This is a genomic window from Pseudomonas sp. PVC-5-1 (genome assembly GCF_057444345.1).
Map to the genome: position 1 here is coordinate 914,447 of NZ_CM172024.1, position 14,903 is coordinate 929,349.

At 60.3% G+C, this 14,903-nt stretch carries 14 protein-coding genes, 1 tRNA gene and 1 pseudogene; 12 read left to right on the plus strand and 4 right to left on the minus strand.

The window, feature by feature from the left end:
- Positions 1 to 98: 98 nt before the first annotated feature.
- The 6 genes and pseudogenes from AC2T3R_RS04195 to AC2T3R_RS04220 form a co-directional block, all read left to right on the plus strand.
- Entirely contained in the window at positions 99 to 971 is an 873-nt protein-coding gene (locus AC2T3R_RS04195) for a substrate-binding periplasmic protein (RefSeq protein WP_087503072.1), read from the plus strand.
- A 77-nt stretch (positions 972 to 1,048) separates the two neighbouring features.
- The gene (locus tag AC2T3R_RS04200) at positions 1,049 to 1,837 is read left to right on the plus strand and encodes an amino acid ABC transporter ATP-binding protein (protein WP_410952901.1); all 789 of its coding nucleotides are present in this window, start codon (positions 1,049 to 1,051) and stop codon (positions 1,835 to 1,837) included.
- Positions 1,837 to 2,493 carry an amino acid ABC transporter permease gene (locus AC2T3R_RS04205; protein ID WP_013971001.1) on the plus strand — a complete coding sequence of 219 codons (657 nt, stop codon included), beginning with the start codon at positions 1,837 to 1,839 and terminating at the stop codon, positions 2,491 to 2,493. Before AC2T3R_RS04200 ends, AC2T3R_RS04205 begins: the two co-directional genes overlap by 1 nt.
- Complete coding sequence (locus AC2T3R_RS04210; RefSeq protein WP_013971002.1) at positions 2,490 to 3,173, plus strand: amino acid ABC transporter permease; 684 nt, start codon at positions 2,490 to 2,492, stop codon at positions 3,171 to 3,173. Before AC2T3R_RS04205 ends, AC2T3R_RS04210 begins: the two co-directional genes overlap by 4 nt.
- A 4-nt stretch (positions 3,174 to 3,177) precedes the next feature.
- A complete protein-coding gene (locus AC2T3R_RS04215) occupies positions 3,178 to 4,605 on the plus strand; it encodes an amidase (RefSeq protein WP_123084941.1) in 1,428 nt (475 codons plus the stop codon).
- 413 nt (positions 4,606 to 5,018) lie between these two features.
- Positions 5,019 to 5,543 (plus strand): annotated as a pseudogene (locus AC2T3R_RS04220) (alanine racemase C-terminal domain-containing protein); the annotation flags it as partial.
- Positions 5,544 to 5,664: 121 nt separating this feature from the next.
- On the opposite strand, the gene AC2T3R_RS04225 reads toward AC2T3R_RS04220, so the two are convergent.
- From AC2T3R_RS04225 to AC2T3R_RS04235, 3 genes are read right to left on the minus strand one after another with little or no spacing between them, the layout of a single operon-like run.
- Complete coding sequence (locus AC2T3R_RS04225) at positions 5,665 to 6,567, minus strand: transporter substrate-binding domain-containing protein (protein WP_486744685.1); 903 nt, start codon at positions 6,565 to 6,567, stop codon at positions 5,665 to 5,667.
- Between the two features lie 26 nt (positions 6,568 to 6,593).
- Positions 6,594 to 6,944, minus strand: a complete 351-nt coding sequence (locus AC2T3R_RS04230) for a RidA family protein (protein ID WP_013971005.1) — start codon at positions 6,942 to 6,944, stop codon at positions 6,594 to 6,596.
- A gap of 27 nt (positions 6,945 to 6,971) precedes the next feature.
- On the minus strand, positions 6,972 to 8,213 hold the full coding sequence (locus AC2T3R_RS04235) for a D-amino acid dehydrogenase (protein WP_486744686.1): 1,242 nt from the start codon (positions 8,211 to 8,213) through the stop codon (positions 6,972 to 6,974).
- A gap of 107 nt (positions 8,214 to 8,320) precedes the next feature.
- Between AC2T3R_RS04235 and AC2T3R_RS04240 the strand changes: the two genes are divergently transcribed.
- Positions 8,321 to 9,226 (plus strand): LysR family transcriptional regulator, encoded by a 906-nt coding sequence (locus AC2T3R_RS04240; RefSeq protein WP_013971007.1) that lies wholly within the window; start codon positions 8,321 to 8,323, stop codon positions 9,224 to 9,226.
- 49 nt (positions 9,227 to 9,275) lie between these two features.
- On the opposite strand, the gene AC2T3R_RS04245 is transcribed toward AC2T3R_RS04240, so the two are convergent.
- Positions 9,276 to 9,360: transfer RNA gene (locus AC2T3R_RS04245), tRNA-Leu, on the minus strand.
- A gap of 107 nt (positions 9,361 to 9,467) precedes the next feature.
- Here AC2T3R_RS04245 and queA point away from each other — a divergent pair.
- The 5 genes from queA (at position 9,468) to secF (ending at position 14,871) form a co-directional block, all read left to right on the plus strand.
- Positions 9,468 to 10,517 carry a tRNA preQ1(34) S-adenosylmethionine ribosyltransferase-isomerase QueA gene (gene queA / locus AC2T3R_RS04250; protein WP_013971008.1) on the plus strand — a complete coding sequence of 350 codons (1,050 nt, stop codon included), beginning with the start codon at positions 9,468 to 9,470 and terminating at the stop codon, positions 10,515 to 10,517.
- Between the two features lie 14 nt (positions 10,518 to 10,531).
- On the plus strand, positions 10,532 to 11,647 hold the full coding sequence (gene tgt / locus AC2T3R_RS04255) for a tRNA guanosine(34) transglycosylase Tgt (protein WP_013971009.1): 1,116 nt from the start codon (positions 10,532 to 10,534) through the stop codon (positions 11,645 to 11,647).
- 42 nt (positions 11,648 to 11,689) lie between these two features.
- Complete coding sequence (gene yajC / locus AC2T3R_RS04260; RefSeq protein ID WP_003259111.1) at positions 11,690 to 12,025, plus strand: preprotein translocase subunit YajC; 336 nt, start codon at positions 11,690 to 11,692, stop codon at positions 12,023 to 12,025.
- 64 nt (positions 12,026 to 12,089) lie between these two features.
- Positions 12,090 to 13,952, plus strand: coding sequence for a protein translocase subunit SecD (secD, locus tag AC2T3R_RS04265; RefSeq protein ID WP_015269010.1), 1,863 nt, complete (start codon positions 12,090 to 12,092; stop codon positions 13,950 to 13,952).
- Positions 13,953 to 13,962: 10 nt separating this feature from the next.
- A complete protein-coding gene (gene secF / locus AC2T3R_RS04270; protein WP_013971011.1) occupies positions 13,963 to 14,871 on the plus strand; it encodes a protein translocase subunit SecF in 909 nt (302 codons plus the stop codon).
- Positions 14,872 to 14,903: the final 32 nt, after the last annotated feature.

A 14,903-nucleotide genomic window follows, 5' to 3' on the forward strand; every position in this document is an offset into this window, starting at 1 on the left:
CCTGCAAAGCATCCAACCAGTTATCCCGATCATCACCATACGATGAGCTTCTGCCTAACACCATGCTGTTCATAAAAAAAGCAATCTGGGAGCACGTGATGAAGAAGCCCAACGTTCGACGTTTTGCCGGTATCTACGCGGGTTTGCTGGTATCCATGCTGGCCTCGGTGCCGGCATTCGCACTGGAAACGGTAGAGCCTGGAAGCCTTACTATCGCGTTCACTGGCGATATGCCGGGGACCGGCTATCAAGACAGCCGGATGGTCGGCTATGACGGTGAAATCCTTCAACAAATATCTGAGAAGCTGGGCTTGAAGGTCAAGCCTGCCTTGATGGACTGGGCCAGCACCATCGCTTCGGTACAAGCTAACCGCGTGGATGTCATGGCCGGCACCATGGGCTGGACCGAGCAGCGCGCGAAGATCATGACCGTGAGTGACCCGATTCACTATTTCAAGAACGGCATCACCCAGACCGACAAGACCAACTGGAGCAGCCTCAAAGATTTGCAGGGCAAGAAGGTCGGCACCATCACCGGTTTCTCGTTCATCCCAGAGATGCGCAAGATCGAAGGGTTGCAAGTTGCGTTGTACGACACCTCCGATGCTGCGGTGCGCGATCTTCTCGCCGGACGCATCGATGCAGTGATCGGTGATCCTCCAGTCATGCAATACGCCATTTTTCGCAACGAGCAGTGGCACCTGCGTTTCAACGCCTTCACCGACAACGATCCGAATTTCCCACTGCTGACGGGGCTAGGTCAGGTGGTTTACGGCTTCAACAAAGAGGCCAGCCCGCAGCTGGTGGCTGCCGTGAACGAACAGATCCAGACCCTCTGGAAAAGCTGTGAAATGCGCAAGATCGGTGCCCGCTACGGCCTGACTCAGGATGTCTGGTATGTGCCGGAAGGCAAGGACCTGAGGCAGGGGGTCGACCGTCCGGCGGATTGGAAACTGCCCGGCTGCAAGTAAGCGCTTGAGCGGATCAATCGGCCTGGTAGCCGGTGCCGGTTCATCGCCATGTCTATAAAAAAAAGAGGTTAACCAAGATGTCGACCCCGTCCGAACCTGCGTTGCTGCGAGTGCATGACCTGCACAAAAGTTATGGTGATCTGGAAGTACTCAAAGGGATCAACCTGGAGTTGAAAGCCGGGGAAACCCTGTCGTTGATCGGCCCCAGCGGGTCGGGAAAGTCCACGTGCCTGCGTTGCATCAATTACCTGGAAAAACCCACTCGAGGTGATATCTGGCTGGGGGATGAGTTGATCGGCCAGGTCAAGGACGGTAAACGCACACGTCTGATGAGTGATCGGGAAATGGCTCCGCAGCGTCGCGAGATCGCGATGGTGTTCCAGCTCTTTTACCTCTGGCCACATTTGAGCGTACGCGACAACGTTGCGCTGGGGCCGATCAAGGCACAGGGTATGCCGCGAAAGCTGGCCTATGAGCTGGCCGATGCCATGCTGGAAAAAGTCCATCTGCGGCATAAGGCCGAGGTCTACCCCGAGCAGTTGTCCGGTGGACAACAACAGCGAGTCGCTATCGCCCGCGCGTTGGCCCAACAACCGAAGGTCATCCTGTTCGACGAGCCGACCTCGGCACTGGACCCCGAACTGGTGGGGGAAGTACTGGCCGTGATTCGTGAGCTGGCGCAAGAGGGCCGCACCATGATCATGGTGACCCATGAAGTGCGCTTCGCTCGGGATGTGGCGGATCGGGTGATCTTCATGGATGGCGGACACATAATCGAGCAAGGGCCTTCGGCGCATGTAATCGACAACCCAAGCCATGAGCGCACCCGCAGTTTTCTTGGGCGCATGGTCATGGAGGGCGCTTGATGGCGAACTTCGAGGTCTTTGTCGGGCTACTGCCTCTGTTGTTCAAAGGCGCGCTCACCGCCCTGGAAATCGCGCTATGTACCTTGCTGCTGGCGAGTGTCGGAGGGGTAGTGCTGGCGGTGTTGCTGACGTTCAGTCGATCACGGGTGTTGCATGGGGTGATCGGCTGTTTCATTGAGTGGATGCGCAATGTTCCTGCGCTGGCTCATTTGTTCCTGATCTATTTCGGTCTCTCCTACCTTGGCATCAACTTGCCCGCGTGGCTGGCCGCCATCGTTGGATTGAGTCTGGTGGGCAGCGCGGTGTTGGCCGATATTTTCCGTAGCGGCTTGCAGTCGCTGCATGTCGGTCAGCATGAAGCCGGGTTGGCTGTGGGGCTGAGCCGGATGCAGATTTTGCGCTGCATTCTCTTGCCCCAGGCCCTGCGCGTGACGTTGCCAGCGTTCGCCAACTACGTCACGCAATTGATCAAGGACACGTCCATCGCCTCGGCCATCGCCGTGCCGGAAATCATGTTCCTTGCGCGCAATCTGGTGACATCCACCTTCCAGACTTCACTGATCTATTTGGCTGTGATGTGCATCTACGCCGCGATGATTCTACCGATCGGTGTGGGATTCATTCGCCTCGAACGTCATTTTGGGAGCGCGCGATGATCAGCTTTTTTCAACAGTACCCAGAGTACTGGAGCGACTGGAGTGCTCGCCTGTTACTCGGGGCACGGATCACTGCCGAATTGTCCCTGGTGGGGTTCGCCCTGGCAGTCGTGCTGGGGGCGTTGTTGGTCTGGGCGATGAGAAGTCCGAGTGTCATCCTGAAACGGCTGGCAGCGTTCTTTATTCAGAGCATGCGCGCTGTGCCTCTTCTGGCGTTGCTGCTGGCCCTGTATTTCGCATTGCCCAGCCTGGGGTTGACGTTGTCCGGCTACTGGGCCGGGGCCATCGGTCTGGGGTTGCAGGGTGCCGCTTACGTTGCGGAAATCCTTCGTGGCGGCCTGGATTCGCTGCATCGCGGCCAGCGCGAAGCCGCTATCGCCATCGGACTGACGCCGCTCAGAGCGTTTACTACCGTCATCCTGCCGCAAGTGATTCGCGTCATACTGCCACCACTGCTTAACGCCTACGTGTCGATCCTCAAGGACAGCTCATTGTGCGCTCTGATCGCCACCGATGAGTTGATGCTGGCCGCGCGGGCCATCGCTTCGGAAACCTTCCTGCCAATGCATGTCTTCCTGCTGGTAGGACTCTTCTATTTTGTTATCGCCTTCCCTCTTTCAATGCTGTCGCGCGTGCTTGAAAAGCACTTTTCACGCGGGCGCAAAACCGTGCGAGGTTGAACATATGAGCATCATGGATCGAGTTACTTCCCACAGCATTGCCCAGTTGCAGCAGGCACTGCAGGCGGGATCGCTGACTAGCGAAGCGCTGGTTCGTGCGCAACTGGCGCGCATCGAGCACTTTGACGAGCAGCTCAATGCCTATGTCGAGACCTATCCCTCGCGCGCTTTGAGCGCAGCCATCGCCGCTGATCGCCAGCGTGCGTCCGGTATACACCTGGGACCGCTGCATGGCATTCCTCTGGCTATCAAGGACTTGTTCGAGATCGATGGCCAGGCCATCACGGGCGGGTCAGTGGCACAGCAACCGCGTGTTTCGAGGGTGACCGCCACTGCAGTGCAACGCCTGGAACGTGCTGGTGCAATAATTCTTGGCAAGACCCATACCGTCGAATTCGCCTTCGGCGGCTGGGGCACCAATGCGGTGATGGGCACGCCATGGAACCCATGGGACCGTAACGTGCATCACGCTCCGGGGGGCTCAAGCAGCGGTTCGGCAGTGGCCGTGGCCAGTGGATTGGCGAGCGCTGCGTTGGGCACCGATACCGGTGGTTCGGTACGAATTCCAGCGGGCATGTGCGGCCTGGTCGGGCTGAAAACCACGCGTGGGCTTATCAGTCGCCATGGCTTGATCGAACTGTGTCCTTCGCTGGATTCGGTAGGGCCTATCACTCATACCGTTGAGGATGCGGCGTGGATGCTGGATGCATTGCTGGGGCCAGACCCGCTGGATCCGGTTTCGGCCCAGGCGCCTGTATTCAGCGCCGCTAACGGTCTCAATAAGCCGGTAGCCGGTTTGCGCATCTGGGTGTTGCCACAGGCCGAACGAGCGCATGTCGCGCCTGGGGTGCTGAAGGCTTACGATTTGGGGCTCGAGCAGCTGGCCGCGTTGGGCGTGCAACTGATAGAGCAACCCCTACCCACCACGTTGGAACAGTGCATGCGCATCGCTGGTGGACTGATGAGCGCCGAAGGTTATGCCAGCCTGGGTAGCTTGTTCGAGCGCGACGATCTGCGTTTCGATCCCCATGTTCAACGTCGCATACTCAGTGGTCGCGACATCGACGCAGCGTCGTACATCCAGTTGCATAATCAGCGCCGTGCCGCTCGGCATGCCATGCAGGAGGCCATGACCAACATAGACGCCTGCGTTTTCCCGACCAACGCTATTGGCAGTGTGCCGCTGGATGAGGTCGATGAATATGGCACACCGCTGGCCTTGTTGGGACGGTTCGCCAACTTGCTGAACCTGTGTTCGGTGGCGGTGCCCATCGGGTTCGATGAGAAAGGCATGCCGGTCTCGATGCAGATTGTGGGGCGGGCATTCGCCGAACCGCTGATTCTGCGCATTGGCCATGCTTATCAACAGGTCAGTGACTGGCACACGCTACGGCCTGAGGGCTGGGCGCTGGCAGACAAAGCGGTTGCGTGATCCATGTGACGGTTTGACATATCCCTGGGTATCACCCTGGCAGCATTGCAAGTTGGGGGCGTTTCAATAACGCTTTTGCCTTGTGCTTAGTTTTATTTTGTCGTTTTCAGTAGTGCTTCTTGCTGCACGTCAAGTCAAGCCATTTTCTTGCTTGGTTAGTAGCTTGCGCAGGAAATACATGACTGTAAGCTTCGCCGCCCTCATCAGCTGTATAGTGTGCCAGGACTTGTATTGTATGACTTTAACACGGACTGTTATTGCTCTTTCCTTAGCGATGATTATAGGGCAAGGGTATGTTCAGGCTGCACCGGTGCTTTCTTTGGATAATGCGCGGTCTGAACGGGCCGTGACAACCACTAACGGATGGGTTGAAGTTAACCAGGCGGTATTTGAAACAATGTTCGTATGCTCCAGGGCAGTTTGACGATGCTCGACAAATGGCCGCTGTTGCTGAAAAACATGGGCAGCGACTGAAGGTCCACCTGGCCTTGAGCGCAGGTGGCATGAGCCGTAATGGCCTTGAAATGGGCACTGAGCAAGGTCGGCAAGAAGCCTTGGCAATCACGCGTTTGGCGCCTCTTGAGCTGGTCGGCATCATGACGCATTTCGCAGTGCAGGATAAGGATGATGTTCGGCAAGGGCTCAGCGCTTTCAATGAACAAACGGCTTGGCTGATAATGGCTGCCGGCATTGACAGAAGCGATGGGCAGCGTGCTCCAGTGGTAGGGAAAGTATCCATGAATACAGTCATGGTGGACGAGACAGATATCCCTGCTATGCGCGCTGGCGATCAAGTGGTGCTCTTTGGTAAACAAGGAGACAGCGAAATTACCCAGAGTGAACTTGAAGAACTCAGCGGAACTTTGCTGGTGGACCTTGCTACCGTATGGGGGAGTAGCAATCCTCAAACCTTGGTGACGGATAAAACTTCCGACTAACCAGTGAGGGGTTGGTCGCTACTGTGGTGGTAACGCTCACGCAGTAGCGACTTTTGGCAGTAACGCGCTCGCAGGTCACTGCCGGCCCGTAATCTTCATGGGTATGAGCGGGGAGCAGAAGCTACTGCACCGGATCACTCACCGGTTTGGCAAAGATGGCCTTGAGTTCGCTGGTCATCGGGAACTCCAGGTTCAGGCCTTTAGGCGGAATCGGCTGTTCGAACCAGCGCTGGTAGATCCCGTTGATTTCCCCTGAGCTGTACAGTTCGCCCAGCGACGCGTTCACCAGCGCGAGGAACTGCGGGTCATCCTTGCGCACCATGCAGCTGTAGATTTCCCGCGACTGCTCTTCCCCGACCACCACCCAGTTGTGCGGATCGCGAGCCTTGGCGCGTTCGCCGTAGAGCAGCGCATCGTCCATGTAGAACGCCGCCGCCCGGCCGGACTGCAACATCTGGAAGGCTTCACCATGGTCCTTGGCACTGATCACGTACATGTCCATCTTGTTATCGACGTTGTAGCTTTTCAGATAGCGTTCGTTCGTGGTGCCTGCAGTGGTTACCACATTCTTGCCGCGCACGTCGGTGAAACTCTTGATTCCGCTGTCTTTGGCTGTCAGTAATTGACCTTTGACATAGATGAACCCGTAGGAAAACGCCACCTGCTTCTGGCGCTCTGCGGTGACGCCGGTCGAGCCGCACTCCAGGTCAACGGTACCGTTCTGTACCAGCGGAATGCGGGTTTGCGATGTCACCAGGTTGTACTTCACCTTGAGCTGGGGCAATGCCAGCTTTTGCTGTACCCGCTCGACGATCTTTTTCGCCAGGTCTACTGAGTAGCCCATGGGTTGTCCCGAATGATCTCCCACGTAGGAGAACGGCACCGAAGCATCGCGATAGCCCAGGGTAATGCTGTTGGCTCTGGCAATCTTGCTCAGGGTAGGCCCCAGCGCTGCTTCGTCAGCATGGGCCTGGGTGCCTAGCAACAGGCCAAGGGTGCAGCCGATCAACGTGATTTTTCGCATTGTTATTCTCCGTTGTAGGTGAGGGGTTAGCGACGTGCTGCAATAACGGTTATTTCCACCAACACCTGCGGACGCGCCAGTTCGGCCTGCAAGGTGGTGCGACTTGGTGCCTGGCCGGGCGACAACCAGGCGGACCACACTTCATTCATCGCAGCGAAATCTTTACCGATGTCCTTCAGGTAGATGGTCGCGCTGAGCAAGTGATCCTTGTCGCTGCCCGCCTCGGCCAATAATGCGTCGATCTTTTCCAGCACTTGGCGAGTCTGGCCGCCGGCATCGGTGGCGTCGTCCGGCACCTGGCCAGAGAGAAACACCAGGTCGCCGAAGGTCACGGCGCCGGACAAGCGTGGATTGGGCTGGATACGGTTAATGGTCATCGGGTGGTCCTTCTAAGGAGTTAGCGTTCAAGCTGCGCGGGGCGTAAAACCCTGCAGGTCGATGGAGGGGCGGCGCTGGCCGATCAGTTCACTGAGCAATCGTGCACTGGCGCAGGCCAGGGTGAAGCCCAGCGCACCATGGCCGAGGTTCAGCCACAGATTGCTATACGCCGTTGCGCCCAGCAGCGGTACGCCGCTGGGAGTCGCCGGCCGCATGCCGGCCCATTCGATGGCGTAGTCGTAGTCACCAGCATTGGCGAAGGTTTCGCGGGCCTGGCGTTTTAGCAGGGCCAGGCGCTTGGGGTCCAGCGACGGATCGAAACCGACAATGTCGACCATCGCCGCCACCCGCAGCTGTTCGCCAATCCGGGCGTAGACGATCTTGCGATCGTAGTCGGTGATGCTCAGGTCCGGCGCCTTGTGCTGTGTGCCGATCGGTAATGTCAGGCTATAGCCCTTGAGCGGATACAGCGGCAGGTCGATGCCCGGCAGTGCCAGCAACGCACTGCGATGGCCGGCCGCAACCACCAGGTGCTCCACCGGCAGCACTTCGTCGTCCAGTTCAATCGCATTCACCACGCCATGCGCATGGCGAATTGCGGACACCGCCTGGCCCAGGCGGAACTTGCAGCGTCCCGACGCCTGCAGGCGCGCCGCCAGTTGCTGGCAAAAGCTGTGGCAATCGCCGACTTCTTCATCCGGGGTATAGATGGCGCCGACAAAGGGCGCCTCTGCCAGTGCCGGGTCCAGACGGGTGCAGTCGGCGTGCGACAGCACCTGTTGTTGCTGGGGCGCGGCAAGGTTCTTGCGCGCATGTTCGAAGCTGCTGGCCTGGCGGAAGGTGACCAGCTTGCCGTTGCGCCGCCAGTTGAAACCGTCCAGGCCATCCTCTTCTCGCCAGGTTTGCAAGGTCGATTGGCTCAACAGCGCGAGGCGCAACAGGTGGCCTGCGTTGGCGCGGTTGACCGAGGAGCGGCAAGCACCAAGGAATGCTGCCATCCAGCGCCATTGGGCACGATCGAAGCGCGGGCGCAATCGCAGCGGCGATTCACCGCGCAGCATCCAGCCAAGGGCCTGCAATGGCACACCTGCGTCGGCCAGGGGCGCCACGTAGCGATAGGACAGCTGGCCGCCGTTGGCGAAGCTGGTTTCACTGCCCAACGAATCGCGAGCCTCGATCAGCGTCACGTCAAAGCCGTCGCGTACCAGTGCGTAAGCGGTTGACAGGCCAATGACGCCACCGCCGATGATGCATACATGCTGAGCCATGTCAGTCCTTGGTCGTGGTTGGAACGAGGCTGAGGTTAGGGCCAGGTGACAGGTGGCGAAAAATGAATAAAGATCGCTGAGCCATAAACAAAGGTTATGGACTTGCCATGCGCCTTCGCCATATCGAGATTTTCCAGGCCATCCGCCAGACCGGCTCGGTCAGCGGTGCCGCACAGTTGCTGCACGTTTCCCAACCTGCCGTGACCAAGGTTCTGCAGCACGCCGAGCAGCAACTGGGCTTCCCGTTGTTCCTGCGGGTGCGCGGCAAGCTGCAGCCCACGCCCGAAGCGCTGGAGCTGGAGCGTGAGGTCGACAAGGTAACGGAGAGTCTGCAAGGGGTGCGACGCCTGGCGCAAAGCCTGCGTCGCGCGCCAGGCCACAGCCTGCGGATTGGTGCGACCCCGGCACTGGCCCTGTCGCTGCTACCGCCGGCCATTCATGAATGGACCCAGCGTTATCCGGATATCGCCTGCGAGTTGTCCAGCGCCCACAGTCGCGAACTGGTGCAGAACCTGTTGATGCGGGAGATCGATGTCGCCCTGACCTTGCAACAGCCAGATCACCCTGCGCTCAAGGCTCAGGCGCTGGCCAGCGGGGTTTTGGTGGCATTGGCACCGGCAGGTTATTGGCCGCTGGAAGATGAAGGCAAGCCGCTGCCGTTGGCGGCACTGGCCGGTGCGCCCATGATCGGGCTGTCCAGCGCCGACCCGCTGTCGGTGCGCCTCGAAAGCTACCTCAAGGCGGTGGAGCCGCCGCCACGGGTGAGCATCGCGGTGCAAACCTATTCACTGGCCAGGGCGATGGTCGAATCCGGTGCTGGGCTGGCGGTGATCGATCCCTTCACCGCACTTGGCGCGGCGCCTGGGGCGACCGCGATCAGGCCGCTGGCCCCGGCGCTGCCGATTACCTTGTATGCGGTGACCCGCACTGCCGAACCGTCACCGCATACATTGAGCGAGCTGCTGACGATTTTCAGCAGCCGTGCCCAGGGGCAGCTGGATCGCTGGCGTTGACCGGACGGGCAAAAAAAAACCGACCATAAGGTCGGTTTTTTCCGGATCTTGGTGCCCCGAGGGAGACTCGAACTCCCACTCCTTTCGAAAACGGATTTTGAATCCGCCGCGTCTACCAATTCCGCCATCAGGGCTTGTGGCGCGCAGTATAGAGAGCCACCGCTGGTCGGTCAATCGGCTTTCATGGTCAATTTTCACACATTGGGCTAAACTTCCCGGCCCTGCCGAACCGAACATCATCATGCGCGTCGCCGATTTTTCCTTCGAACTCCCCGATTCCCTGATCGCCCGCCACCCGTTGGCCGAGCGCCATGGCAGCCGTCTGCTGGTGCTCGATGGGCCAACCGGCGCGCTGGCGCACCGGCAATTCCCCGATCTGCTCGAGTACCTGCGCCCCGGCGACCTGATGGTGTTCAACAACACCCGGGTGATCCCGGCGCGGTTGTTCGGCCAGAAAGCTTCCGGCGGCAAGCTGGAAGTGCTGGTCGAGCGCGTGCTGGACAGCCATCGGGTGCTGGCCCATGTGCGCGCCAGCAAGGCGCCCAAGGTAGGCGCGGTCATCCTCATCGATGGCGGCGGCGAGGCCGAAATGGTCGCACGCCATGACACGCTGTTCGAGCTGCGCTTCACCGAAGAGGTGCTGCCGCTGCTCGACCGTGTCGGCCACATGCCGCTGCCGCCGTACATCGACCGCCCCGACGAGGGCGCCGACCGTGAGCGCTACCAGACTGTGTACGCCGAACGAGCCGGTGCAGTCGCCGCACCGACCGCAGGCTTGCACTTCGATGAGGCGTTGCTGGAGAAGATTGCCGCCAAGGGTGTAGAGCGTGCCTTCGTCACCTTGCACGTGGGCGCGGGCACCTTCCAGCCGGTGCGGGTCGACAAGATCGAAGACCACCACATGCATAAAGAGTGGCTTGAAGTGAGCCAGGAGGTGGTCGATGCCATCGAGGCTTGCCGCGCCCGTGGTGGCCGGGTAATCGCAGTCGGCACCACCAGCGTGCGTTCGCTGGAGAGCGCAGCGCGCGATGGCGTGCTCAAGGCCTTCAGTGGCGATACCGACATCTTCATCTACCCGGGCCGGCCGTTCCATGTGGTCGACGCCCTGGTCACCAACTTCCACCTGCCGGAGTCCACGCTGCTGATGCTGGTCTCGGCCTTCGCCGGCTACCCCGAGACCATGGCCGCCTACGCGGCAGCGGTCGAGCAGGGGTACCGCTTCTTCAGTTACGGTGATGCCATGTTCATCACCCGCAATCCGGCGCCACGCGGGCCCGAGGATCAAGCATGAGTCGCACCTGTCGAATGTCCTTCGAACTGCTGGCCACCGACGGCAAGGCCCGTCGTGGCCGCATCACCTTCCCACGTGGCACCGTGGAAACGCCGGCGTTCATGCCGGTGGGTACCTATGGCACGGTCAAGGGCATGCTGCCGCGCGACATCGAGGCCATCGGCGCCGAGATGATCCTGGGCAACACCTTCCACCTGTGGCTGCGCCCGGGCACCGAGGTGATCAAGAAGCACAACGGCCTGCACGACTTCATGCAGTGGAAAGGCCCGATCCTAACCGACTCCGGTGGCTTCCAGGTGTTCAGCCTGGGCGCCATGCGCAAGATCAAGGAAGAGGGCGTGACCTTCGCCTCGCCGGTCGATGGCGCCAAGGTGTTCATGGGCCCGGAAGAGTCGATGCAGGTGCAGCGTGACCTGGGCTCGGACGTGGTGATGATCTTCGACGAGTGCACCCCGTACCCGGCCGAGCACGATGTGGCGCGCGCGTCCATGGAGCTGTCGCTGCGCTGGGCCCAGCGCTCGAAGAACGCCCACGCCGACAACACCGCGGCGCTGTTCGGTATCGTCCAGGGTGGCATGTACCAGGACCTGCGCATGCGCTCGCTGGAAGGCCTGGAAAACATCGGCTTCGACGGCCTGGCCATTGGCGGTCTGTCGGTGGGCGAGCCCAAGCACGAAATGATCAAGGTGCTGGATTACCTGCCGGGCCAGATGCCTGCTGACAAACCTCGTTACCTTATGGGGGTAGGCAAACCGGAAGATCTCGTTGAGGGTGTGCGCCGCGGCGTCGACATGTTCGACTGCGTGATGCCGACGCGTAACGCGCGCAACGGTCATCTGTTCGTCGATACAGGGGTGATCAAGATTCGCAATGCGTTCCATCGCCACGATGATTCGCCGCTGGATCCGACCTGTGACTGCTACACCTGCACCAACTTCTCCCGCGCCTATCTCCATCACCTGGACAAGTGCGGCGAAATGCTGAGCAGCATGCTGAATACCATCCACAACTTGCGCCATTACCAGCGCTTGATGGCCGGTTTACGCGAGGCTATTCAACAAGGTAAATTGGCCGCCTTTGTCGACGCCTTCTACGCCAAGCGCGGGCTTCCTGTGCCGCCTTTGGACTGACTGTCTGCATCCATTATTAGAAAATTACATTAGGAGTGCCCAATGAGCTTCTTGATCCCCGCCGCTTACGCGGACGCCGCTGCACCTGCCGCCGGCCCAGCCGGTACCGGCTTCGAGTGGATTTTCCTGGTCGGTTTCCTGGTCATCTTCTACCTGATGATCTGGCGCCCGCAGGCCAAGCGTGCAAAAGAGCAGAAGAACCTGCTGAGCAACTTGCAGAAGGGTGACGAAGTTGTCACCAACGGCGGCATCGCTGGCAAGATCGTCAAGGTTTCCGATGATTTCGTGGTCCTGGAAGTTTCCGACAACGTCGAGCTGAAGTTCCAGAAGGGTGCCATCGCGGCCACCCTGCCAAAAGGTACGCTCAAGGCTATCTGAGTTACCGGTTTCATTTTTCCAGTCGGGGCGCGCAAAGCGCCCCGCGTCTTGAACGGGCGGCGTGATGCTGAACAAATACCCTCTGTGGAAATACGCACTGATCGTGCTGGTACTGGCGATCGGTTTTATTTATTCCGCTCCCAACCTCTACCCGGATGATCCGGCGGTACAGATCAGTGGTGCCAGTTCGGCGCTGCAGGTGAACCAGGCCGACCTCGACCGCGTCAGCAAGGCGCTGGGCGATGCCAAGATCGCCGTCAAGGGCGTGAGCCTGGGTGAGAAGGGCAGCGGGCTGATCCGCCTGACCAATCAGGAAGACCAGCTACCAGCCAAGGATGTAGTGCGCAAGGCACTGGGCGATGATTACGTCGTGGCCCTGAACCTGGCCCAGACTACCCCGCAATGGCTGCGCAACCTGGGCGCAAGCCCGATGAAACTGGGCCTGGACCTGTCCGGTGGTGTGCACTTCCTGCTGGAAGTGGACATGGACAAGGCCATGAACGCCCGCATGAAAGTCTACGAAGGCGAGGTCAAGACCTTGCTGCGCAAAGAGCGCGTCCGCTACCGCAGCCTGCCTCAGCAGGATGGCGGCATCATGCTGGGCTTCGCTGACGATGCTACCCGCGAACAGGCTCGTGTCCTGATCCGCAAGAATTTCAATGATTTCGACCTGACCACCACCGAGCGCAACGAGCTCGCCGTGCTGCGTCTGGCGCTGACCCAGGCGAAAGTCGCCGAGATCCGCGAATACTCGATCAAGCAGAACCTCACCACCGTCCGCAACCGGGTCAACGAGCTGGGTGTGGCCGAGCCGCTGGTACAGCGCCAGGGCGCCAACCGCATCGTGGTCGAGCTGCCAGGCGTGCAGGACACTGCCGAAGCCAAGCGTATCCTGGGTAAAACCGCCAACCTGGAGTTCCGCTTCGGCGCCGAGCCGGGCGCGTCCAAGGCCACTACCGAGGTGTTCGAGTTCCGTGAAGGCGGCCGCTCCGCCGCGGTCGAGCGCGGCCTGATCATCACTGGTGACCAGGTAACCGACGCCCAGGCCAGCTTCGACGAACAAGGTCGCCCGCAGGTGAACATCCGCCTGGATGGCCACGGTGGCGAGCTGATGACCCGCGCTACCCGCAGCAACGTCGGCCGCAGCATGGCGGTGATCTTCATCGAGCAGAAGCCGGTCACCCGCTACGTCAAGCAGACCGTCGACGGCGTCGAGAAGGACGTTGCCGTACAGAGCTTCCAGGAAGAGAAGAAGATCATCAGCCTGGCGACCATCCAGTCGCCGCTGGGCAGCCAGTTCCGCATCACCGGCCTGAACGGCCAGGGCGAATCGTCCGAACTGGCCCTGCTGCTGCGTGCCGGTGGCCTGGCTGCGCCGATGTACTTTGCAGAAGAACGTACCATCGGCCCAAGCCTGGGTGCCGACAACATCACCAAGGGTATCGATGCGTCGCTGTGGGGCATGCTGTTCGTCTCGCTGTTCATCATCGCCATCTACCGCGCCTTCGGTGTGATCGCCACCATCGCCCTGGCAGGCAACATGGTCCTGCTGCTGGCGCTGATGTCGCTGTTGGGCGCTACCCTGACCCTGCCGGGTATTGCCGGTATCGTGTTGACCATGGGTATGGCGGTGGACGCCAACGTGCTGATCTTCTCGCGTATCCGCGAAGAGCTGAACGCCGGCATGTCGGTGCAACGCGCCATTCATGAAGGCTTCAACCGCGCCTACACCGCGATCATCGACGCCAACCTGACCAGCCTGCTGGTCGGCGGCATCCTGTTCGCCATGGGTACCGGCCCGGTCAAGGGCTTTGCGGTCACCATGTCCCTCGGGATTTTCACCTCGATGTTCACCGCCGTCATGGTGACCCGTGCAATGGTCAACCTGACCTGCGGCGGGCGTGACATCAAGAAGCTGTGGGTTTGAGGGAGCTGCGATGAAAACCATCAACTTCATGGGCGTGCGCAATGTCGCGTTCGCCGTTACCGTGCTCCTCACCGTGCTGGCACTGTTCAGCTGGTGGCAGAAGGGCCTGAACTTCGGCCTGGACTTCACCGGCGGTACGCTGATCGAGCTGACCTACGAGCGCCCGGCCGACCTCAAGGCGGTGCGTGCCGAGCTGGTCAATTCCGGCTTCCACGAGGCGGTAGTGCAGAGCTTCGGTGCCACCACCGACCTGCTGGTGCGCATGCCGGGTGATGACCCGCAGCTGGGCAACAAGGTAGCTGAAGCCCTGCAGAAGGCTGGCGGCGACAACCCGGCCAAGGTCAAGCGTGTCGAGTTCGTAGGCCCGCAGGTGGGTGAAGAGCTGCGCGACCAGGGTGGCATGGGCATGCTTCTGGCCCTGGGCGGCATCCTCATCTACCTGGCCTTCCGCTTCCAGTGGAAGTTCGCCGTGGGCGCGATCGTCTCGCTGATCCACGACGTGGTGGTGACCCTGGGTATCCTGTCGTTCTTCCAGATCACCTTCGACCTGACGGTGCTGGCAGCGGTGCTGGCGATCATCGGCTACTCGCTGAACGACACCATCGTCGTGTTCGACCGGGTGCGCGAGAACTTCCGCGTCATGCGCAAGGCCTCGCTGATCGAGAACATCAACGTTTCCACCACCCAGACCCTGCTGCGGACCATCGCCACCTCGGTTTCGACCTTGCTGGCCATTGCCGCGCTGCTGTTCTTCGGTGGCGACAACCTGTTCGGCTTCTCGCTGGCACTGTTCATCGGCGTCATGGCCGGTACCTATTCGTCGATCTATATCGCCAACGTGGTACTGATCTGGCTGAACCTGAGCAGTGAAGACCTGATCCCGCCAGCCAAGACCGATGGTGTGGACGACCGTCCATAAGGCGTGCTCCACGCCGTTTGGCGGCCAAAAAG

What these genes read in the sequence shown, in the direction of transcription:
- AC2T3R_RS04195 (WP_087503072.1), top strand. Translation starts at nt 99, where the DNA reads ATGAAGAAGCCCAACGTTCGACGTTTTGCCGGTATCTACGCGGGTTTG.
- AC2T3R_RS04200 (WP_410952901.1), top strand. Translation starts at nt 1,049, where the DNA reads ATGTCGACCCCGTCCGAACCTGCGTTGCTGCGAGTGCATGACCTGCAC.
- AC2T3R_RS04205 (WP_013971001.1), top strand. Translation starts at nt 1,837, where the DNA reads ATGGCGAACTTCGAGGTCTTTGTCGGGCTACTGCCTCTGTTGTTCAAA.
- AC2T3R_RS04210 (WP_013971002.1), top strand. Translation starts at nt 2,490, where the DNA reads ATGATCAGCTTTTTTCAACAGTACCCAGAGTACTGGAGCGACTGGAGT.
- AC2T3R_RS04215 (WP_123084941.1), top strand. Translation starts at nt 3,178, where the DNA reads ATGAGCATCATGGATCGAGTTACTTCCCACAGCATTGCCCAGTTGCAG.
- AC2T3R_RS04225 (WP_486744685.1), bottom strand. Translation starts at nt 6,567, where the DNA reads ATGCGAAAAATCACGTTGATCGGCTGCACCCTTGGCCTGTTGCTAGGC.
- AC2T3R_RS04230 (WP_013971005.1), bottom strand. Translation starts at nt 6,944, where the DNA reads ATGACCATTAACCGTATCCAGCCCAATCCACGCTTGTCCGGCGCCGTG.
- AC2T3R_RS04235 (WP_486744686.1), bottom strand. Translation starts at nt 8,213, where the DNA reads ATGGCTCAGCATGTATGCATCATCGGCGGTGGCGTCATTGGCCTGTCA.
- AC2T3R_RS04240 (WP_013971007.1), top strand. Translation starts at nt 8,321, where the DNA reads ATGCGCCTTCGCCATATCGAGATTTTCCAGGCCATCCGCCAGACCGGC.
- queA (WP_013971008.1), top strand. Translation starts at nt 9,468, where the DNA reads ATGCGCGTCGCCGATTTTTCCTTCGAACTCCCCGATTCCCTGATCGCC.
- tgt (WP_013971009.1), top strand. Translation starts at nt 10,532, where the DNA reads ATGTCCTTCGAACTGCTGGCCACCGACGGCAAGGCCCGTCGTGGCCGC.
- yajC (WP_003259111.1), top strand. Translation starts at nt 11,690, where the DNA reads ATGAGCTTCTTGATCCCCGCCGCTTACGCGGACGCCGCTGCACCTGCC.
- secD (WP_015269010.1), top strand. Translation starts at nt 12,090, where the DNA reads ATGCTGAACAAATACCCTCTGTGGAAATACGCACTGATCGTGCTGGTA.
- secF (WP_013971011.1), top strand. Translation starts at nt 13,963, where the DNA reads ATGAAAACCATCAACTTCATGGGCGTGCGCAATGTCGCGTTCGCCGTT.